At 42.0% G+C, this 19,641-nt stretch carries 20 protein-coding genes; 9 read left to right on the top strand and 11 right to left on the bottom strand.

Annotated features, from left to right (window positions below; translation table 11 throughout):
• The first annotated feature begins 69 nt into the window (after nt 1–69).
• From ABFY09_RS11155 to ABFY09_RS11165, 3 genes are all read left to right on the top strand, one after another.
• Complete coding sequence (locus tag ABFY09_RS11155; RefSeq protein WP_347984399.1) at nt 70–1,491, top strand: PLP-dependent aminotransferase family protein; 1,422 nt, start codon at nt 70–72, stop codon at nt 1,489–1,491.
• Between the two features lie 186 nt (nt 1,492–1,677).
• The gene (locus ABFY09_RS11160; RefSeq protein WP_347984400.1) at nt 1,678–2,088 is read left to right on the top strand and encodes an energy transducer TonB; all 411 of its coding nucleotides are present in this window, start codon (nt 1,678–1,680) and stop codon (nt 2,086–2,088) included.
• 67 nt (nt 2,089–2,155) lie between these two features.
• Nucleotides 2,156–2,671 (top strand): DUF501 domain-containing protein, encoded by a 516-nt coding sequence (locus ABFY09_RS11165; RefSeq protein ID WP_347984401.1) that lies wholly within the window; start codon nt 2,156–2,158, stop codon nt 2,669–2,671.
• Nucleotides 2,672–2,771: 100 nt separating this feature from the next.
• On the opposite strand, the gene ABFY09_RS11170 is transcribed toward ABFY09_RS11165, so the two are convergent.
• Both ABFY09_RS11170 and glpK read right to left on the bottom strand, forming a co-directional pair.
• Nucleotides 2,772–3,059 (bottom strand): hypothetical protein, encoded by a 288-nt coding sequence (locus tag ABFY09_RS11170; protein ID WP_347984402.1) that lies wholly within the window; start codon nt 3,057–3,059, stop codon nt 2,772–2,774.
• 97 nt (nt 3,060–3,156) lie between these two features.
• Nucleotides 3,157–4,641 carry a glycerol kinase GlpK gene (gene glpK / locus ABFY09_RS11175; RefSeq protein ID WP_347984403.1) on the bottom strand — a complete coding sequence of 495 codons (1,485 nt, stop codon included), beginning with the start codon at nt 4,639–4,641 and terminating at the stop codon, nt 3,157–3,159.
• Nucleotides 4,642–4,799: 158 nt separating this feature from the next.
• Here glpK and ABFY09_RS11180 point away from each other — a divergent pair, with 158 nt between their 5' ends.
• From ABFY09_RS11180 to ABFY09_RS11190, 3 genes are all read left to right on the top strand, one after another.
• A complete protein-coding gene (locus ABFY09_RS11180) occupies nt 4,800–5,570 on the top strand; it encodes a DeoR/GlpR family transcriptional regulator (RefSeq protein WP_347984404.1) in 771 nt (256 codons plus the stop codon).
• Nucleotides 5,571–5,720: 150 nt separating this feature from the next.
• The gene (gene glpD / locus ABFY09_RS11185; protein ID WP_347984405.1) at nt 5,721–7,208 is read left to right on the top strand and encodes a glycerol-3-phosphate dehydrogenase; all 1,488 of its coding nucleotides are present in this window, start codon (nt 5,721–5,723) and stop codon (nt 7,206–7,208) included.
• 122 nt (nt 7,209–7,330) lie between these two features.
• Complete coding sequence (locus ABFY09_RS11190; protein WP_347984406.1) at nt 7,331–8,110, top strand: TSUP family transporter; 780 nt, start codon at nt 7,331–7,333, stop codon at nt 8,108–8,110.
• 86 nt (nt 8,111–8,196) lie between these two features.
• On the opposite strand, the gene ABFY09_RS11195 is transcribed toward ABFY09_RS11190, so the two are convergent.
• The 3 genes from ABFY09_RS11195 to ABFY09_RS11205 form a co-directional block, all read right to left on the bottom strand.
• Nucleotides 8,197–9,582 (bottom strand): glyceraldehyde-3-phosphate dehydrogenase, encoded by a 1,386-nt coding sequence (locus ABFY09_RS11195; protein ID WP_347984407.1) that lies wholly within the window; start codon nt 9,580–9,582, stop codon nt 8,197–8,199.
• A 263-nt stretch (nt 9,583–9,845) separates the two neighbouring features.
• Nucleotides 9,846–10,175 carry a DUF3392 domain-containing protein gene (locus ABFY09_RS11200; RefSeq protein WP_347984408.1) on the bottom strand — a complete coding sequence of 110 codons (330 nt, stop codon included), beginning with the start codon at nt 10,173–10,175 and terminating at the stop codon, nt 9,846–9,848.
• Nucleotides 10,176–10,233: 58 nt separating this feature from the next.
• Entirely contained in the window at nt 10,234–10,794 is a 561-nt protein-coding gene (locus ABFY09_RS11205; RefSeq protein ID WP_347984409.1) for a uridine kinase, read from the bottom strand.
• A 157-nt stretch (nt 10,795–10,951) separates the two neighbouring features.
• Here ABFY09_RS11205 and ABFY09_RS11210 point away from each other — a divergent pair, with 157 nt between their 5' ends.
• Entirely contained in the window at nt 10,952–11,563 is a 612-nt protein-coding gene (locus ABFY09_RS11210) for an AAA family ATPase (protein ID WP_317002744.1), read from the top strand.
• Nucleotides 11,564–11,606: 43 nt separating this feature from the next.
• Here ABFY09_RS11210 and dnaJ read toward each other — a convergent pair whose 3' ends face one another.
• The 4 genes from dnaJ to ABFY09_RS11230 form a co-directional block, all read right to left on the bottom strand.
• Nucleotides 11,607–12,734, bottom strand: a complete 1,128-nt coding sequence (gene dnaJ, locus ABFY09_RS11215; RefSeq protein WP_347984410.1) for a molecular chaperone DnaJ — start codon at nt 12,732–12,734, stop codon at nt 11,607–11,609.
• A gap of 191 nt (nt 12,735–12,925) precedes the next feature.
• Complete coding sequence (gene dnaK / locus ABFY09_RS11220; RefSeq protein WP_347984411.1) at nt 12,926–14,848, bottom strand: molecular chaperone DnaK; 1,923 nt, start codon at nt 14,846–14,848, stop codon at nt 12,926–12,928.
• 102 nt (nt 14,849–14,950) lie between these two features.
• Complete coding sequence (gene grpE, locus ABFY09_RS11225) at nt 14,951–15,529, bottom strand: nucleotide exchange factor GrpE (RefSeq protein ID WP_347984412.1); 579 nt, start codon at nt 15,527–15,529, stop codon at nt 14,951–14,953.
• A gap of 398 nt (nt 15,530–15,927) precedes the next feature.
• Complete coding sequence (locus ABFY09_RS11230; RefSeq protein ID WP_347984413.1) at nt 15,928–16,533, bottom strand: GGDEF domain-containing protein; 606 nt, start codon at nt 16,531–16,533, stop codon at nt 15,928–15,930.
• A 252-nt stretch (nt 16,534–16,785) separates the two neighbouring features.
• Between ABFY09_RS11230 and recN the strand changes: the two genes are divergently transcribed.
• Nucleotides 16,786–18,456, top strand: coding sequence for a DNA repair protein RecN (gene recN, locus ABFY09_RS11235; protein WP_347984414.1), 1,671 nt, complete (start codon nt 16,786–16,788; stop codon nt 18,454–18,456).
• Nucleotides 18,457–18,565: 109 nt separating this feature from the next.
• Here recN and fur read toward each other — a convergent pair whose 3' ends face one another.
• Nucleotides 18,566–18,976, bottom strand: coding sequence for a ferric iron uptake transcriptional regulator (fur, locus tag ABFY09_RS11240; RefSeq protein ID WP_347984415.1), 411 nt, complete (start codon nt 18,974–18,976; stop codon nt 18,566–18,568).
• A gap of 69 nt (nt 18,977–19,045) precedes the next feature.
• Between fur and bamE the strand changes: the two genes are divergently transcribed.
• A complete protein-coding gene (gene bamE / locus ABFY09_RS11245) occupies nt 19,046–19,360 on the top strand; it encodes an outer membrane protein assembly factor BamE (RefSeq protein WP_347984416.1) in 315 nt (104 codons plus the stop codon).
• Between the two features lie 2 nt (nt 19,361–19,362).
• Here the strand turns inward: bamE and ABFY09_RS11250 are convergent, their stop codons facing one another.
• On the bottom strand, nt 19,363–19,641 hold the full coding sequence (locus ABFY09_RS11250) for an RnfH family protein (protein ID WP_347984417.1): 279 nt from the start codon (nt 19,639–19,641) through the stop codon (nt 19,363–19,365).

The raw sequence follows: 19,641 nt of genomic DNA on the forward strand, positions 1-19,641 counted from the left end.
AGATCGATTTCTTTCGATACATCAATCTGATAGATTGATCCTTTGTTTTTAATCTTTGACTCACACTTTATGGATTCACCTCTTTACGAAAAAATTGCCAATCAAATTGAACTCCAAGTTCATGAAGGTATTTTTTTACCAGGAGCAAAGATTCCATCGGTAAGAAAATCGAGTAAGCGCATGGAAGTAAGCGTGGCTACGGTACTTCAAGCGTACAGTCTTTTAGAAGACCGAGGTATCATTAAAGCTCGTCCACAAAAAGGTTACTTCGTTCTAGAAACACAGCGCCAAACGCCTGAAAGTACAGAAATAGAACCCGCAAGTAATGATGGTTCTATGCAAACTCGACTACAGCATTTACTTCAAACATCTCAAGACGAAAAAACAATTCAATTTGGTACCTCTGTTCCCAATAGCCAATTTCTGCCGATACGACAATTGCAACGCTCTGTTGGTAGATTAATGCGTTTAGAGCCCGAGATTTGTGTGGCTTATGAATTCACACCTGGCTTGCTCAACTTACGTCGCCAAATTGCAATTCGGATGCTAGACAGTAGCTGCCAACTTCAACCGGACGACATAACCATCACATTGGGCTGCCAGAATGCTTTAATGCTTTCCTTGCAAGCCATTACCAAAGCTGGTGATACGGTGGCCATAGAAAGCCCTGTTTACCATGGTTTGTTACAAGCAATTGAAACACTCAATCTTAAAGCTATTGAAATACCTTGCTCTACTGAATCGGGCATTGATTTAGATTTATTAGAAAAAGCCGCCAAAGAATGGGAGATTAAAGCTTGTATCGTCACCCCAAACAGCCAAAACCCAACCGGCGCCACACTCAATCACCTCGCAAGACAACGCATTATCACACAAGCTGAGCAGTACAACTTCACTATCATTGAAGATGATGTTTATGGAGAGCTCAGTTATTTCGATAAAAGAGAACGTGCGTTAAAAGCCGATGACAAAAATAACAATGTCATCTATTGCAGCTCTTTTTCTAAAAGCATCGCACCAGGGTTTCGTATCGGTTGGATTGTAGGCGGGAAGTTCCAAGCCAAAATAGAACATCAAGCCTATGTCCAATCTTTAGCGATTCCAACTCTCACTCAAGCCGCCATCGCCAATTTTCTTGAGAACGGTGCTTACGATCGTCATTTACGAAAAACACAATCTGCGTATCAAGAAAACCTCACTCGCTGTCAGAATTTAATTGCTGAACATTTCCCCGAAGGTACAAAAACCTCAACACCAAAAGGTGGTTTTTTACTTTGGGTGACGCTCCCTAATGCGATTAATACGATGACCTTACATTCCCAAGCATTAAAAAGTGGTATTGGCTTATTACCTGGACTAGCCTTTAGTTTAACAGCTCAATTCCACCATCATTTCCGGTTAAACTATGCTCAGAATTGGGACAACACCACAGATAGCGCACTAAAAATGCTCGGAGAACTTTGCCACCAACAACTAGAGCAGAATGAATAAGTTTTACCTCATAAAACACAACTTATCTTATATAAGTAGAGATTATGAAAAGGCGTTCTGACATCTTAAAATTCATCTGTACAGATGGAACAAAAAGCGTACAATTCGCATTCTTTTTTAAACACTTGGCCTTATCGGCCGATAACTTAATTAACTGTCTAAAATAATAGTAGCTGGCTTGTTGCGATGGAATTTGTTGCACATCCGAGAGACCTTCCATTAGAGATCACTCTAATAGAAGATCAGCCATTTCCTCAGATTAATAAGGAAAGAGCTGGGTTTGTCGGTATTACATCCTTCACCTCTCGTCCTTTTGATAATGGACGTTCGGTAAGAATCACATTAGAAGAGATAGACCCTAATTTCTGTGTATCTGGTCGTGTTGTCCAGTGCGAAAAAGAAATGGATGGTTATCGAATCTCAATTGAATTCCCGACCAAAGAAGAATGTTACTGCGTTCGCATGATCGAGCAACTATCCCAGATTGAGCATTATCGACGCCAAGCAAAAATTGCAGGCCGTAGACTCAATTACAATGAAGCTGCTGCAGAATGGATACAAAAGTTTGCTGCAAGCTTTCCAGCTTTCACAATCTAAACACTGATGTCTAAACTGCAAATAGACAAAGCCAGCCATACACAATCACCCACAAAATTAAGACAAGATGACAAATATACTCTCCCAGCACGACCTTGATATTATTGCCGCACAACTAGGAAGAGCGCCAAATGGCATTAACGCCATTGCTCACTATTCGCCTAACGGCACACCACAAGTTTTAGAAATGGAAACTTGGGTTTTTGATCAACCGTTCCCAACGCTTTACTGGCTATCAAGCAAAGCCATAGACAAAGCACTAGCAAAGATAGAAAGCCAAGGCGTGGTAAAAGAACTAGAGCAACGCATCAAAGAAGACGAGACCTTAAGAGAAGCTTACTATGCTTCTCATCGTGATTATGTTGCTCGCCGCTGGGAAGTTATGAGCGACGAACATAAAGCCATTATAGAAGAAAAAGGTTTTAAGCCATTATTCGAGAAACTGGGTATTGGCGGCATTGCGAATTGGGGGCAAATCCGCTGCTTGCATATGCAATACGCTCATCACCTTGCTGGTGATAACGTCATCGGACGCATTTTGGATGAAGAATACGGAATAAGAGCAGTCGCAGACGCAGAATAATACCGCTCTCAACTCACCGCAAAAAATAAGGGAGAAACGATGAAAATCATTTCTCCCTTATTTTTTTATAACTTAACGACTTAGATCAAGCTCTAGCTATTTAAGATGCGGCTAATAGAGCTCTTAATTCATCCGCTGTTTTGGCTTTTGAAAGCGCTTCTCGGATCTTATTAAATGCACCTTGGGCAACCGCTGCACGTTGGGCATAAGTGGTTAACGCTCCCCCTGTCCAACCGGCTAACTTCACCATTTCGTTCTTAAAGTTATTACCATTAACGCCATGTCCGCCTAGAGCCATTAATGCGTCTTCAATTTCTAAATAACTTGGGCGCTCACCGCCAAACTTCATAAAATCGTCTTGTTGTACTTCGGCAAACTGTTTCGACATTTTCAAACCTTTTTAAAATCTATTCGTAGACAGAATTTAGCGGCTATAACTCAATGATACAAGCCCTCACATGTAGTAAAACGTAAACTGAGTGAAATCAGCTTTTTGTTCGTACTCTGTCTACCGCTTTTTGCCATCCTTTATACAACTTATCGCCTGTCCCTTTCTCCATAGAAGGTTCAAAGCTTTGGTCTGCTTGCCAAAGAGTAGACACATCACCCAAAGACTTAAACAGGCCTGTATGCAAGCCTGCCAAAAATGCGGTACCTAACGCAGTAGTTTCTGTAACACGAGGACGCTCTACTGTCATTTCAAGCACATCGCTTAAAAACTGCACCATCACATCGTTGATCACCATGCCGCCATCAACCCGTAAAGAACTAAAGGTGGCGCCATCTTGTGCCATGGCACCTACCAAATCTCTTGTTTGATAACAAACAGAACGCAACCCAGCACTCACAATGTCTTCCACGCTTGTGTCTCTGGTTAAACCTATCATGGCACCACGCGCGTCGGGATCCCAATAGGGTGCACCCAATCCAGTAAACGCAGGAACAAGATAAACCGAGTCATCGTTCAATGCTTTCTCAGCCAAACTTTGGGTTTCTTTTGCATCTGAAAACAATTTCAAACCATCGCGTAGCCATTGAATCGCCGCACCCGCGACAAAAATACTACCTTCTAACGCGTAAGAAACTTTTCCATTCAAACGATAACCTACTGTCGTCAGTAACTTATGTTCCGAGCGAATCGGCTTATCACCTGTATTCAAGATAAGAAAACACCCTGTTCCATAAGTACTTTTCACCATTCCTGGGGTAAAACAAGCTTGACCGACTAAAGCCGCTTGTTGATCTCCAGCAACACCATTCACTGGAATTTCCGCCCCCAACCAAGAAGAGTCGATAACGCCAAAATCGGCACTGCAATCCATCACTTCAGGAAACAGCACATCGCCAATCCCTAAAGCGTCAATCAGTTCGCTGTCCCATTCTTGAGTATGAATATTAAATGCCATTGTACGAGCCGCATTGGTTGCATCCGTTTTATAAGACGTTCCATTAGTTAATCGCCACAGCAAAAAGCTATCAACCGTTCCAAAAGCCAAACGCCCAGCTTTGGCAGTTTCTCGTGCACCTTCAACATTATCTAAAACCCAACGAATCTTTGTCGCCGAAAAATAAGGATCAATTAACAAGCCGGTTTTTTCTTGAACCTTCTCACCAAGACCTTGCTCACTCAAAGCTTGACAAAACTCACTTGTGCGACGGTCTTGCCAAACAATGGCGTTATAAACAGGTTTGCCTGTTTCTGTATCCCACAAAATGGTTGTTTCACGTTGGTTAGTAATACCTATGGTCGCTATCGCATGCGCATCTATCCCTGTATCCTTGAGAACAGACTGACAAACCGATAAAGTCGATAACCAAATCTCTTCAGGATCATGCTCAACCCAGCCATTTTTTGGAAATATTTGAGGAAATTCTTGTTGAGATTGGCCTACTCGAGAGCCTTTCTCATCAAATAAAATAGCGCGGGAACTGGTGGTACCTTGATCGATAGCAAGAATATAATGAGGCATAGTGAATTCTCTTTGAAATCACAACCATTCAAAAAGTGAATGATTTATTGTTTTTGTTTTGTTTTTTGAACATAAATATTCAAATACGAATATATACATTAAAAACCAATGTGAACCTATTAAGCAAGCAGTAACCTTTGTAAGGAGAAGAAAACAACATGAGTCAACTTTCCCGCCAAGACAAGATTGTCAGCATTGTAAAAGATCAAGGCTATGTGACAATCGACGAACTGGCTAGCCAATTTGCTGTCACACCACAAACCATACGACGTGATATTAATGAATTGGCAAAAGCGGATAAAATACGTCGACATCATGGCGGTGCCAGCTATGACTCCAGCACAACCAATGTTGCTTATGCCACAAGACAAATATTACAGCTGCCAGCAAAAGAACAAATAGCAAAACGCATTGCAGCAGAAATCCCTAATAACGCCTCTTTATTCATCAATATCGGAACAACAACTGAAACCGTTGCTCGCGCATTATTGAACCATCAAGGTCTACAAATAATCACCAACAACCTGAATGTTGCTACTATCTTGAGTGGAAAAGAAGATTTCACCGTTATTATTGCTGGCGGTACTGTACGCTCCAGAGATGGCGGTGTTATGGGAGAAGCAACCATTGATTTCATTAATCAATTCCGCGTTGATTTCGGCATTATCGGCATCAGTGGCATTGATCCAAACGATGGTTCATTGCTGGATTATGACTACCAAGAGGTACGAGTCGCACAAAGCATCATTTCCAACTCACGAACCGTTTTCCTTGCTGCAGACAGTGGAAAATTTGGCCGGAATGCCATGGTTCGTCTGGGCAACATTACTCAGGTTAATAGTATCTTTACGGATGAACAACCACCAAAAGCCATTATCAATTTAATGAAAGAGCATGATGTGCGATTAGAACTTTGTACACCCAAATAGCTTCAAACGTCACACGTCTGACCCCTTTATTCGTCTAATAATTCATCAAAAGTTCACAATATCAGGTTGTCTTCCTGCTTTATGAGGTTTAATATCGAAAACAAATGTTCGATTCCGAACATGTCATTTTCCGTAATCATAAGGCTTAGCATGAATCAATCTCATTTTGATGTATTTATCGTTGGCGGTGGAATCAACGGCACAGGCATTGCGGCAGACGCTGCTGGACGAGGCCTCAATGTTGGTCTTTGTGAAATGGGAGATTTAGCCAATGCAACCTCATCCTCAAGCAGTAAACTCATTCATGGTGGTTTACGCTATTTAGAGCATTATGAGTTTCGCTTAGTAAAAGAGGCCTTAAACGAACGAGAAGTACTTTTGAAAGTCGCACCTCATCTCGTCACTCCAATGCGCTTTCAAATGCCGCATCGGCCACATTTACGACCAGCTTGGCTTATCAGAATCGGGTTATTCCTTTATGACAACTTAGGCAAACGTGAAACTCTGTTAGGTTCAAAAGGCGTGAAATATGGCAATGACAGCCCACTTAAAACAGACATCACAAAAGGCTTTGAGTATTCAGATTGTTGGGTAGATGACGCTCGCTTGGTCGTTACCAATGCTTTGAGCGCTCAAGAAAACGGCGCTCAAATTTTTGCTCGCACCCGCTGCACCAGTGCCAAGCGAGTTAACGGCGAATGGCTTATTAATCTAGAAGATCAAATCACAAAAGAAGTTCATAGCGTGACAGCGAAAGCGCTCGTCAATGCTGCCGGCCCTTGGGTGTCATCTTTTATCGAAACCAAGTTAGAACAAAAAGCACCCTACGGCATCCGCATGATCAAAGGTAGCCACATAGTGGTTCCTAAACTCTACGAACATTCAAATGCTTTTATTATGCAAAACACCGACAAGCGTATCGTTTTTGCTATTCCATATCGTGAGAATTACACCTTGTTAGGCACAACCGATGTTGAATACACGGGCAATCCAAATGAGGTCGCCATCAACGATGATGAAACCAACTACATTTTGAATGTAGCCAACGATCACTTCAAAAAGAGCCTGACACCAAAAGACGTTGTGTGGAGTTATTCTGGTGTGCGTCCGTTATTGGAAGATGAATCTTCAGACCCATCCGCAGTGACCCGAGATTACACCTTGCACCTTGATGACCAAGAAACCCAAGCACCATTATTAAGTATTTTTGGTGGCAAAATTACGACCTACAGAAAACTTGCTCTATCTGCTATGCGTAAACTAGAACCTTACTTTGTTAACCTTGGCGACGCTTGGACTCATAGCAAACCATTGCCTGGTGGCGATTTAAATATGTCTTTAGATGCCTTTGCAATCAAGCTACAGCAAGATTACCCATTTATTGGCGCCACTCTTGCCCGTCGTTTTGCTCACAGTTACGGGACCTTAACGCACCTGCTATTAAATAAAGCGGACTCAGAAATCGATTTAGGAAAAGAGTTCGGTCATTCTTTATACCAAGTCGAAGTAGATTATTTGATCAAGTATGAATGGGCTTATTCTGCAGAAGATATTCTATGGCGTCGCAGTAAACTAGGTTTGGAATTTACAGATAAGCAAGTCGCCGAGCTTGAAAGTTACCTACAAAGCAAAATTTAAAAAGCCTCAAATATCACCTTTATAAATGTTCACTATCCAATCTACCTAAGTCATTGCTTAGGTAGATTTTTTTTGCTCTACTGAATCCTCTCCCCCAATTTTACAAACAAGGAATAGATTTCATGGCCTTTATGGATTTAGTGTTTTTCGATATATCGATTTGGGTCTATCTTTTACTCTTTGTTGTCGCTTTTTTTGCCGGCGCAATCGACGCCATTGCAGGCGGAGGTGGACTCATTACTGTTCCTGTTTTATTAGCCGCTGGCTTGTCTCCTGCTGAGGCTTTAGCTACCAACAAATTACAAGGTTGCGCAGGAACAGTTTCAGCATCGTACCATTTTATTAAGAAAGGCCAGGTGAAGCTCTCTGATATGTGGTTCGCTATTGCCATGACGGCAATAGGAGCGATTTCTGGTACTTTGCTAGTGTCTTATTTAGACAGTAGTTTGTTATTAAAAACCGTTCCTATCATTCTTATTGCTGTGGCTATTTTCTTTTTCTTTCTACCTAAAGTTCAGCCTTATATTGCCAGCCGTTTTTCCCTAACCAACCTACAATTTTCATTGATCATTGGTACAGGAATTGGTTTTTATGATGGACTAATAGGGCCAGGAACTGGGGCATTTTTTTCCACTGCGTATCTTTGTTTTATGGGGTTAACTGTTGTTTCCGCAACAGCTCACACCAAAGTACTAAATGCCACAAGCAACTTGGCTTCCCTAGCTATGTTTGCTTTCAGTGGGCACATTGTGTGGGCGTTAGGCATTACCATGGGATTTGGCCAATGGTTTGGGGCTCAGATTGGGTCACGCCTCGTTATAACCAAAGGAGCAACTCTGATTCGACCTATGGTTATCATTATGTGTTTGGCTATTTCTGTGAAACTCTTGCTCGATAACTAGTATCTGTTAGAAAACAGTGAAGATTCAAAGCATAGAAAAGGCGACTTATAAGGTCGCCTTTTTACAAAGTGGCGTCTGTGATAAACCTAAGCCGCTTGATCTGTTTGTAACGTCACACTTTTCTTTTCATTGAAAGCGTTAAGTTTAGTTAACTTTTCCATTAAACGAACCACTTGGCAGCTGTAGCCGTATTCATTGTCGTACCAAACATACAGAATCGCTTGATTATCACGCACTTTGGTTGATAGAGAATCCAATATACCCGCTTGCTGAGAGCCAATAAAATCAGAACTTACAGCATCAGCACCATCGCTGTAGCCAATTTGGCCTGTCAGCTCAGCGCTGTTAGAAGCACGCTTTAACAGCTGATTTATTTCTTCTGCTGACGAGGTGGATTTTAAATTCAAACTCAACACCGCAATTGAAACATTAATCACGGGCACTCGAATCGCACTACCACTTAACTTTCCTTCCAATGTCGGAATGGCTTTTGAAACTGCTTTCGCGGCGCCAGTTTCTGTCATCACCATATTCATACTAGCGGCACGACCACGACGATCACTCTTATGAATGTTATCAATCAAATTCTGGTCATTGGTGTAAGCATGAACGGTTTCCACGTGGCCAGACTCAATGCCGTATTCGTTCTCTAATACAGATAGAATTGGAGTAATGGCGTTGGTCGTACAAGAGGCAGCTGAAATGATACGGTCATCTTCGGTAACATCGCTATCATTCACACCAAACACTATATTCTTCATTTCTTTGCCGGGTGCCGTTAATACAACACGGCTAATACCAGGTCGATTCAAGTGTACATTCAACCCATCACGATCACGCCAGCGACCAGTGTTATCCACTAACAGAGCGTCATCAATACCATGAGCGTGATAATCCACTTCAGCAGGATCAGATGCGTAAATAATCTTTACTGGCAAGCCGTTAATGATCAGAGCTTGATTAACCTCATCTACTTTCACTAAGCCTTCGTAGACGCCATGCACAGAGTCATATTTGAGCAGGCTAGCGCGCTTGGATAAATCATTATTGCAAGCTTTACGAACCACAATAGCTGCCAAATTCATCCCTGGTGTAGTGTGTCCCAAAGTGCACATTCGACGAGCTACTAACCGGCCAATTCGACCAAAGCCGTATAACACTACAGGCGTTTCCGCACCGCTTTTAGGCTTAGCGGCCAACACAGATGCAATATCTGCTTCAGCCAGCAAAGACTCTAATTCAACAACGGTATGAGAGACATCGCTTGCTAATACTTGCTCTAACACTTGATACACTTGAGTGAGATCTGATTCAGGATGCTGATCAAAAGCCGCCATCAAGCCTGTCACAGAATCGGCCATTAATGGATTACCAGCCAATTCAATTTTCACTGATCTTTCACGCCCAAGCTTGCCCAAAAGAGGAATCATTGATTCCGCCTGAGCAAGTGTTTGTAACCAAGTATTTGTCATGTTCTGCCCCTCGAAAACACACTGTCAAACCAAAATTTGATCGCAGCTTAACGGCAGATTAAGACAAAAACAAATTGTAAGAAGGCAACAAAAAACCTTTAAAATCGGTAATTTAGGGCGTTTTTTTAGAGAAATAACGAAATAAATAGTAGAGGTTAGAAACTTTACCACATAATCTCAAAGCAAAACCTAATTCGCCTTTAAACAACAAGGTTATGTGGTAATTTGGCAACAAAAACTGGTAGAAACTTTCATAAATTATTTTATAAATGGCGCTTTCGTTCAGCTAAAATCCCCAATAAACAAAAGCAAGCGAACACAAGAACGGGGCGATATATTAAATCTACTTGTGTAATCCCCCAGTAAACCAATGGCTGACTCCAGAGTGTCAGTAAGCCGTACCCAAAAGTACACATCAAGATAAAGGCTGACACTCGCGCAATGAAAATCCAAGAAGAAACCAGCTTCTTCAGAAAACCATTTATTTTGTCGCCATAAATGACCAAACAAGTCGCCACTAGCGCCAAAGAAATATCATGTAAATGAGATTGAACAAAGTGAGCTAGGCGAAGATTTAAATCGAGAATAAGCATGGTTAATGAATCAAACAACTTTCTAATTAAGAGTTAATATATACAACTGTCAGCAATGCTATTGGTTTTTTCGAGACAAAGCTTCTACGTCAATCTTTCCCGACCTAGATTGCACTCTAGGTCGTTCATCTACATAAGCAAGCGACACATCAAAAGTGGTATTACGCAACTCAATCGTAGTGCCCTCTCGGAAAAGCCATCTCGCCTTGCCAATACCATTAGATAAATAACCCGCTGCTGGTGCTCCGTATTTCTGCTCTAACAATTTACCAAGAGAACGGCGATTTTCATTGCTCTCAACTACACCGGACAATAAAGCCTGTTGGATATAACCAGATGAATTTGTGAACACAGTAGCATTGGTTACACCTAAGATTCCTTCTGTTCCCAAACTGTAGCTGGTTTGACCTTCTTTATAGGAAGGATAACTTGTTATTCCCATGCTTCGCAGCTTGCTATTCAACCTACTTAGACTTAAATCGTTGAATCGTAAGCCAAACAACTCTGCATAACTTGAAGCGCCTACAACGCTCTGAGTTGCGGCATAAACAGACAAACTTCCCAATCCACTCAAAAAAAGCAGGCAGATAAACACAATTGACGCTTTTCTTTCTAGCATTAATAGTTTCTCTCTAAAACATCATCCAGTTTAAACAGGCAAAAAACACCAAATCTGATATATAATACAACACTATAAACACCTTCTACTCAAGGTGCTGAAAATTTTATTGTCTAAGCTCGACTTATTTTTGGGCTTTATTTATTTGAGGTAACAAATGGCACTTGTTATTGGTATCACTGGCGTATCAGGAAGTGGGAAAAGTCGGCTCTGTTCTTTATTAGCAGAAGGTCAAGGCGACAAAATCACTGTTCTATGCCAAGACAGTTTCTACAATGGTTGCGGTAGCATTGACCCTGACGTCTATAATTTTGACGATTTGAGTTCATTGGATCTTGAAAGCCTTACTCTGGCCATTCATAACTGCAAGAACCGCCAGCAGCCAAATGAAATTCCTGTGTATGATCATTCACAACACAAGCGTACTGGTTACCGCAACCTAGACCCAACACACGTAGTACTGGTTGAAGGTCACATGATGTTCCAAGACCCAGGTATTCGTGATGCGGTCGATTATCTTTTGTTTGTTGATACTGACATGGACATCGCCATTGTACGACGCCTAAAGCGCGATATTGCAGAGCGCGGCCGTGATGTAAACGAAGTAACAAGCCGCTACATGCGCCACGTTCGTCAAGCAGCCCTGAAAACCATTGATATTCGCAATAAAGCGGACTTTATTATTCCGAATAACAAAAGCTTTACCAATGCCGCGAACTTGCTGCGTAACCACATTGATTACCTACTAAAAGAAAAAGGCGCTAAATAAGCGCCTTTTTTACTTTATTTCCAATATGATCTTAAAAAATCACTTACTTCTTAATATCATCGAAGAAGCGTTTCACGCCATCAAACCAGCTCGTTTGCTTAGGTGAGTGATTCGTACCTTCACCCATGCTTTCTGCCAGCTCTGTAAACAATTCTTTTTGGCGAGCAGTAAGATTCACAGGAGTTTCAATCACCACCTTACAAATCAAATCACCTACTGGGCCGCCGCGTACAGGTTTGACACCTTTACCACGCAAACGGAACAGCTTATCAGTTTGACACTCTGGCGTTACTTTCAAGCGCACTCGGCCATCCAGCGTAGGCACATCGATATCGCCACCTAATGCCGCAGTTGAAAAGCTAATAGGAACTTCGCAATATAAATTCGCGCCATCACGCTCAAAAATGCTGTGTGGTTTCACAGACACTTGAACAAACAAGTCCCCTGAAGGTCCACCTTGAGAACCCGCTTCGCCTTCGCCTGATAAACGAATTCGATCACCTGTATCAACGCCCGCCGGAATTTTAACGTTGAGTGTTTTGTATTCTTGCGTGCGACCTTGTCCATGACATTCAGGGCATGGGTCAGAAATAACCTGACCTTGACCATGACAGTCAGGACACGCTTGTTGAACAGAGAAGAAACCTTGAGACATGCGGACTTGGCCAGCGCCACCACATGTAGTACAGGTTTTCGGCTTAGAACCTTTCTTCGCACCTGAGCCATCACAAGGCTTACAGCTCACCAATGTTGGGATGCGAATTTTTTCGTCACAACCCCAAACCGCTTGCTCAAGATCCAATTCCAATGTGTAACGCAAATCGGAGCCACGACGTGTTCGGCTTTGACCGCCACCACCACCGCCGCCAAAGATATCGCCGAATACATCGCCAAAAATGTCACTAAAGCCACCAGCACCGCCGCCGTAACCACCACCACCTTGACCATTTACACCTTCATGACCAAATCGATCATAGGCAGAGCGCTTTTCCTCTGAAGATAAAATTTCATAGGCTTCAGCTAACTCTTTGAATTTTTCAAGGGCTTCTGGATTATCAGGGTTTTTATCTGGATGATACTTATTCGCTAAAGAGCGATAAGCCTTTTTGATGTCTTTCTTATCCGCGTCTTTGGCAACACCAAGAACGTCGTAATAGTCTCTTTTACTCATTGCAGGAATTCCTGAATTAAAAAGCCTGAATTGAAAAGTTTGAATTGAAAAGTCTGATTTTATAAAATCCACACTTATAAAATCTAATTCAACCTGCTTACTTAGAAGTGTTGTAAACAGCAAAGCACGGTGTTAAACCGTGCTTCCTGTAAACAGCCCCAATAAAGGGGCTACGAAATAAGGTTTAACGCTTATTTTTTGTCGTCTTTCACTTCTTCGAATTCAGCATCAACAGCATCATCATTTGATTGAGCACCCGCTTCTTCAGCGGCGCCTGCTGCTTGCTCGCCAGCTTCTGCTTCAGCGTACATTTTCTGAGCCAAAGAACCAGACGCTTGAGTCAACGCATTGGTTTTCTCTTCGATCTGCTCTTTGTCATTCGACGTTAGCGCTTCTTCAAGTTCAGTGATCGCTGTTTCAATCGCTGTTTTCTCTTCTTCTGTTGCTTTATCGCCAGCATCAGTCAACGTTTTACGCGTTGCGTGAATCATGCCGTCAGCCGTGTTACGAACTTGTACAAGCTCTTCGAACTTACGATCTTCTTCTGCATTCGCTTCAGCATCTTGAACCATTTGTTCAACTTCTTCATCACTCAAACCAGAAGACGCTTTGATTACGATAGACTGCTCTTTACCTGTTGCTTTGTCTTTCGCTGAAACACTCAAGATACCGTTGGCATCGATATCGAAGCTTACTTCGATTTGAGGTACACCACGTGGAGCCGGTGGAATATCAGCCAAGTCAAAACGACCTAGAGATTTGTTTTGAGCCGCTTGCTTACGTTCACCCTGTACCGCGTGAATCGTTACCGCATTCTGGTTATCTTCTGCTGTCGAGAACGTTTGAGATTTCTTAGTCGGAATCGTTGTGTTTTTCTCGATCAAGGCAGTCATTACACCACCCATTGTTTCGATACCTAGAGACAACGGCGTTACGTCAAGAAGAAGAACGTCTTTTACGTCACCAGCTAATACCGCACCTTGAATAGAAGCACCAATAGCAACCGCTTCATCAGGGTTTACGTCTTTACGTGGCTCTTTACCGAAGAACTCAGTTACTTTCGTTTGAACCAATGGCATACGTGTTTGACCACCAACCAAGATAACTTCATCGATCTCAGACGCAGAAAGCTCAGCATCTTTAAGCGCTTTACGGCAAGGCTCAAGTGAGTTCAATACTAGATCTTCAACCAAAGACTCCAACTTAGAACGAGTCAATTTCACGTTCAAGTGTTTAGGGCCAGTCGCGTCCGCTGTGATGTAAGGTAAGTTCACTTCTGTTTGTGACGCAGAAGACAACTCAACTTTCGCTTTTTCACCCGCTTCTTTCAAACGCTGTAGAGCCAACGGATCATTATGCAAATCGATACCAGACTGTTTCTTAAATTCGTCTGCTAAGAACTCGATAACGCGCATGTCGAAATCTTCACCACCTAGGAAAGTATCACCATTTGTAGACAATACTTCGAACTGTTTCTCACCATCTACATCTGCGATTTCGATGATAGAGATATCGAATGTACCACCACCAAGGTCATATACAGCGATTGTAGAATCGCCAGTACTTTTGTCTAAGCCGTAAGCCAATGCCGCTGCTGTAGGCTCGTTGATGATACGCTTTACTTCTAGACCAGCGATTTTACCCGCATCTTTTGTTGCTTGACGTTGGGAGTCATTGAAGTAAGCAGGAACCGTGATAACCGCTTCACTTACGCTCTCACCTAGATAATCTTCAGCTGTTTTCTTCATTTTCTTAAGAACTTCAGCAGATACTTGTGGTGGCGCTTTCTTATCGCCTTTGATTTCTACCCAAGCATCGCCATTATCAGCTGAAACGATTTTGTACGGCACCATAGAGATGTCTTTCTGTACAACGTCGTCTTTAAACTTACGACCAATCAAACGCTTAACAGCAAACAAAGTGTTTGTTGGGTTTGTTACTGCTTGACGTTTTGCAGATTGACCAACCAATACTTCGCCGTCTTCAGCAAAGGCAACAATCGAAGGCGTTGTGCGATCGCCTTCTGCATTTTCAATTACGCGTGCTTTTTCGCCGTCTAATACTGCTAGACAAGAGTTCGTTGTACCTAAGTCAATACCAATGATTTTACCCATGGTTTGTATCTCCAATATTTTGTTTATTACGTTAATAATTCTGTATTTGGGTGCGCTTCTGAGTATTTCAAGCACTGAGCGTCAAAAAAATGACACTCTAATTTATGCTGCGCTTGAAACAACAACCATTGCTGGGCGTAAAAGACGTCCATGAAGCGTATAGCCTTTCTGTACAACATCCATAACTGTATTCGGCTCTAACTCTGGATTAGGTACCATTGTCATAGCTTGATGCAGTTCTGGACTGAAAGGTTCGCCATGTGGGTCAACGACTTTCACTTCAAAGCGTGCCAACGTTTCAATCAAATCTTTCAGGGTTAATTCAACACCTTCACGAAGAGGGTCTGCTTCACCTGTCGCTGTTTCTGACGCTAGAGCACGCTCTAGGTTATCTGCAACATTAATAATGGACTTAGCAAATTTTTCAACGCCGAATTTATGTGCTTTTTCAACGTCTTGCTCTGCTCGACGACGCACATTTTGCGAGTCTGCTTGAGCACGAAGTGCCGCTTCTTTATATTGCGCAACTTCTTCTAATGCTTTTGCTAATTCATCGTTTTCAGCGACTTCTTCTAAAACCTCAACCTCAGGCTCTAAAATCTCTTCCACTGTGTCGTTCTGTGTTTCGCTTTTCAAATCTTGCTCCGCTTCTAGGTTAGGATTTTTTTGCTGTTCACTCATGGTGCACTCCAAATAACAGAAATAATTGATTCTCTGTGCTGGTTATATGGGGACAGCTTTTTGCCTTTCAACACTAAAACCATATTAATTTTATGGGATTTTTCAACTTCATTTATAAAGCGTAAAAAAGGAAAACTACAGGTAAAAAAAACTGAATAAAAACAAGCATAAAAAAAGCTGAAACAGCAGCCCTTAATATTTAACAGAACAAAAAAACCTAAGGTTCGATAATAATAAATTGTCACGATACTATTCTGTTGCGACCACTTTCCTTTGCTTGATACAACTTATTATCTGCTTCAGTGAGCATTTTATCTGGAGTTCCCCCAGATCGGCAGCTGGTTCCTCCACTAACAGTAATCACTCGATCAATACCTTCTATAGTTAAGCTCTCGACTTTATTGTCGAATACGCTCGACCAAGGCGAACGCCTCATCATTAGAGGTGTCTAGTAAAGCAACAAGTATTTCTTCTCCGCCAAAGCGCCCAACAAAGTCCTGTTTACGGGTTTGTGATTGGATACATTTTGCTATTTCACATAGAGCATCATCTCCAACCAAGTGACCGTACTCATCATTAATTCTTTTGAAGTGATCAATATCAAAGAGAATTAATGCCAACGATTGTTGATCGGATACAGGAGAGCTCAATAAGGCTTGCAGCTGAGCGTCAACAAAACGTCGGTTAAACAAGCCCGTTAAGTCATCTTGATGCAGCAATGTATTAATCTTTTCCGTCTTTTCATTAAAGACTTTAGCAAGGTCGTCAAACTCTTGATAAGTCACATCGTCATGATTAATTAGATTCATTCGTGCGGAGCTTTTTTGTATATGATCTGAGAAAAACTCGATACCTCGCCGAATCCGCTTAATCGTATAATGCGCCAACAGAACTCCAAGTAACCCCAAGCCAAACATTAACGACAATATATTCAAAATGCTCGACTGCAATCTATCATTCAGCTCTTGTTGGTTTTTCTCTATTACAGCTTGTAACACTGTCATATCAACATTCAATCCAACAACCCAATCCCACTCAGGAATCGCGGCCACATAAGTTAAGGAGTTGTAATAGCCTTATGCTCTCAATATGTTAACTAGACACACAACACTACCCTGTTTATTTAAACATCAGCCAAAATTATTAAGCCCTTTACAAAGGATAAAAAAAAGAAATAACTCTCTCTAACACTTGTCAAAAAACAGCCAAGTACTGTATAAATAACCATATGTATTTTTTCTCTTTTGGAGCCCTCTATGCTGACTAGCATTGCTATTTCCAATTTCGCGATTGTTGAAGCCTTGGAGCTTGAATTTAAACAAGGTATGACGGTTATTTCAGGTGAAACCGGTGCAGGTAAATCCATCATGGTGGATGCTTTATCCCTTTGTTTAGGCGATCGTACGGATGCTGCTGTCGTCAGGCACGGAGAGAAAAAAGCCGATATCAGTGCGAGCTTCGATATACAGCATTATCCACACGTACATGAATGGCTTGAAGAGAGAGACCTAGAGCACGATCAGCATTGCATCTTACGGCGTGTCATTAGTAAAGAGGGGCGCTCAAAAGCCTATATTAATGGCCGCCCGTGTACTTTGAGTGACTTAAAAGAAGTCGGCAGTCATCTAGTCGATATTCATGGTCAACACGAACACCAGTCGCTACTTAAGAAAAATGCTCAAAGACAACAACTAGATGCTTATGGACAACTCACCGATTTAGCAAAAAAAGTTAGCGTACAATATGCGACTTGGCGACAGTTAAAAGAAGAACTGTCAGCAAAACAGAGCCGATCTTCAGAACAAGACGCGAAAGTTCAACTTCTGTCCTACCAAGCACAAGAGCTGCAACGCCTTGATTTAAAAGAAGGCGAAATTGAATCTCTAGAAAGCGAGCAGAGCTTCTTATCCAATATTGCCGACTCTCAATTAAAAGCCTATCAAGCCAGCAATATTTTAATTGATAGCGACGAAGGCAATATTTGCTCGCTACTGAATCAAGCCCTTAGCACCGCAAGCCAAATTAGCCCTGCAACAAAAGAGCTAGAAAGTGCGCTGGAAATGATGAACGACGCTCTCATTCAAGCACAAGAAGCCGCGGACAGCTTACATCATTACCAAGATACCCTAGAGCAAGACCCAGAACGATTAGCGGAAATCGAACAACGTTTGTCTGACATCTATGATACAGCACGCAAACATAGAGTCTTACCAGAAGCTCTAGTGCCACTGAGAGAAAGCGTTGAAGAAGAGTTAGAAGGACTGCAAGGCAGCGAAGAAAGCCTAGAAGCGTTGAAAGAAAAAGAAGAACAAGCCTACGAAACACTCACAGCATTGGCTACAACCTTGACAGAAAAACGCATCATAGCCAAAGACAATTTAGCTAAAAAAGTAGAAGAGCAAATTCATGGTCTAGGCATGCCTCATGCTCGATTCTTTATTCAATGCCAACCATTAAACCAAGTCACAGCGAATGGTTTTGAAGACATAGAATACATGATTGCTTCTAACCCAGGACAACCCGCTCAACCTTTACGGAAAGTTGCATCAGGTGGCGAATTGTCTCGCATCAGTTTGGGCATTCAAGTGGTTACAGCGCATACTTCTATTATCCCAACCTTAGTATTCGATGAAGTAGATGTGGGTATCAGTGGCGGCATCGCCGAGGTTGTTGGTCGTATGCTGCGCTCTGTAGGCCAGCGTGGACAAGTATTCTGTGTTACGCATTTAGCTCAAGTGGCTGCACAAGGCAATCAACACTTAAGAGTAAGTAAAAACGTATCTAATGAAGCCACTTCGTCACAAGTAGATTTATTGAAAGATCAGGATCGCACACAAGAAATTGCGCGTTTGCTTGGCGGTTTGGAACTTACCGAGCAAACCCTCGCCCACGCCAGAGAAATGCTAGGTAACGTACAACTTCAATAACTCAGAAAAAATTACAACATAGCAAAACAAAAAGGAGGTTAAGCATTCCACTTAACCTCCTTTTTTATAGAATAAAGCTTTGAAGAGTGAATCTTTTAAAAGCCAGCACTTACTTTGATTTTGGACGTACGTACAAAATCAAGCTGTGGTCTTCAATCTCAAAGCCATGCTCTTCCGCAATCTCGTGCTGACGTTTTTCAATAATAGGATCAACAAATTCAATTACTCGACCACTTTCTAAACAAATCATGTGATCGTGATGATCGCCTTTCGCCAATTCAAACACCGCCGTGCCAGCTTCAAAGTGATGGCGCTGAACCAAGCCCGCAGTTTCAAATTGAGTTAACACGCGATAAACCGTTGCCAGACCTACGTCTTCGCCTTGATCAAGCAGGGTACGATACACATCGTCCGCACTCATATGACGCTCGCCTGCACTCTCAAGGATCTGTAAAATTTTCACTCGTGGTAAAGTTACCTTGAGTCCCGCTTTCTTTAGCTCTTGATTTTCGCTAGTCATGAGTCATTCTCTATTCGTTCTTGTTGATAATTACTTTATCATTAGCACACCAGAGTAAGGATAATACAAATGAAAAAATCAGTTTTAATTTTATGTGCCGCACTTTCACTCAGTGCATGCAGTTTATTTACACCTTACAAAGTTCCAGTTACTCAAGGGAACCTTGTGACACAGGAGCAACTATCACAGCTAGAAGTTGGTATGTCTGAATCTCAAGTCACTTACCTACTAGGTAATCCTATGATAAGAGACACATTTAAACCAGACGAATGGCATTATATGTTTACCGTTCTTCATCCAGCAACAGATACCCAAACCAGTGAAGTGAACAACCTAATGCTTATCTTCAGTGACGGTGTTTTAACACAAATCGAAAACAACTAATCTTAGCTGTTTTTTGCTGCTCGGTTGGCTCTAGCTTGTTTAGGGTCAACCTTCAGTTCTCGGTACAGCTCTACGCGCTCACCTTCTTTTAATGCTTGGTCGCTGGCATTTCTAACGGCTTTACCGAAAATGCCTACCTTGATCGTTTCCACATCAATATTGGGAAAAAATGTCGTTATATTTGAACGACGTACTGCATCACGAACAGTACAACCCTCTTCAACCTCTAAAGCTACAATCTTTTGCTTATCAGGCTCAGCATAAGCTACTTCAACTCTCAT

It is taken from the genome of Marinomonas sp. 5E14-1 (assembly GCF_039939215.1).
Classification (GTDB): domain Bacteria; phylum Pseudomonadota; class Gammaproteobacteria; order Pseudomonadales; family Marinomonadaceae; genus Marinomonas.

Bases quoted from the DNA above. Each gene is read 5' to 3' on its own strand.
- ABFY09_RS11155 (WP_347984399.1), top strand. From the start codon at position 70: ATGGATTCACCTCTTTACGAAAAAATTGCCAATCAAATTGAACTCCAA.
- ABFY09_RS11160 (WP_347984400.1), top strand. From the start codon at position 1,678: ATGGAATTTGTTGCACATCCGAGAGACCTTCCATTAGAGATCACTCTA.
- ABFY09_RS11165 (WP_347984401.1), top strand. From the start codon at position 2,156: ATGACAAATATACTCTCCCAGCACGACCTTGATATTATTGCCGCACAA.
- ABFY09_RS11170 (WP_347984402.1), bottom strand. From the start codon at position 3,059: ATGTCGAAACAGTTTGCCGAAGTACAACAAGACGATTTTATGAAGTTT.
- glpK (WP_347984403.1), bottom strand. From the start codon at position 4,641: ATGCCTCATTATATTCTTGCTATCGATCAAGGTACCACCAGTTCCCGC.
- ABFY09_RS11180 (WP_347984404.1), top strand. From the start codon at position 4,800: ATGAGTCAACTTTCCCGCCAAGACAAGATTGTCAGCATTGTAAAAGAT.
- glpD (WP_347984405.1), top strand. From the start codon at position 5,721: ATGAATCAATCTCATTTTGATGTATTTATCGTTGGCGGTGGAATCAAC.
- ABFY09_RS11190 (WP_347984406.1), top strand. From the start codon at position 7,331: ATGGCCTTTATGGATTTAGTGTTTTTCGATATATCGATTTGGGTCTAT.
- ABFY09_RS11195 (WP_347984407.1), bottom strand. From the start codon at position 9,582: ATGACAAATACTTGGTTACAAACACTTGCTCAGGCGGAATCAATGATT.
- ABFY09_RS11200 (WP_347984408.1), bottom strand. From the start codon at position 10,175: ATGCTTATTCTCGATTTAAATCTTCGCCTAGCTCACTTTGTTCAATCT.
- ABFY09_RS11205 (WP_347984409.1), bottom strand. From the start codon at position 10,794: ATGCTAGAAAGAAAAGCGTCAATTGTGTTTATCTGCCTGCTTTTTTTG.
- ABFY09_RS11210 (WP_317002744.1), top strand. From the start codon at position 10,952: ATGGCACTTGTTATTGGTATCACTGGCGTATCAGGAAGTGGGAAAAGT.
- dnaJ (WP_347984410.1), bottom strand. From the start codon at position 12,734: ATGAGTAAAAGAGACTATTACGACGTTCTTGGTGTTGCCAAAGACGCG.
- dnaK (WP_347984411.1), bottom strand. From the start codon at position 14,848: ATGGGTAAAATCATTGGTATTGACTTAGGTACAACGAACTCTTGTCTA.
- grpE (WP_347984412.1), bottom strand. From the start codon at position 15,529: ATGAGTGAACAGCAAAAAAATCCTAACCTAGAAGCGGAGCAAGATTTG.
- ABFY09_RS11230 (WP_347984413.1), bottom strand. From the start codon at position 16,533: ATGACAGTGTTACAAGCTGTAATAGAGAAAAACCAACAAGAGCTGAAT.
- recN (WP_347984414.1), top strand. From the start codon at position 16,786: ATGCTGACTAGCATTGCTATTTCCAATTTCGCGATTGTTGAAGCCTTG.
- fur (WP_347984415.1), bottom strand. From the start codon at position 18,976: ATGACTAGCGAAAATCAAGAGCTAAAGAAAGCGGGACTCAAGGTAACT.
- bamE (WP_347984416.1), top strand. From the start codon at position 19,046: ATGAAAAAATCAGTTTTAATTTTATGTGCCGCACTTTCACTCAGTGCA.
- ABFY09_RS11250 (WP_347984417.1), bottom strand. From the start codon at position 19,641: ATGAGAGTTGAAGTAGCTTATGCTGAGCCTGATAAGCAAAAGATTGTA.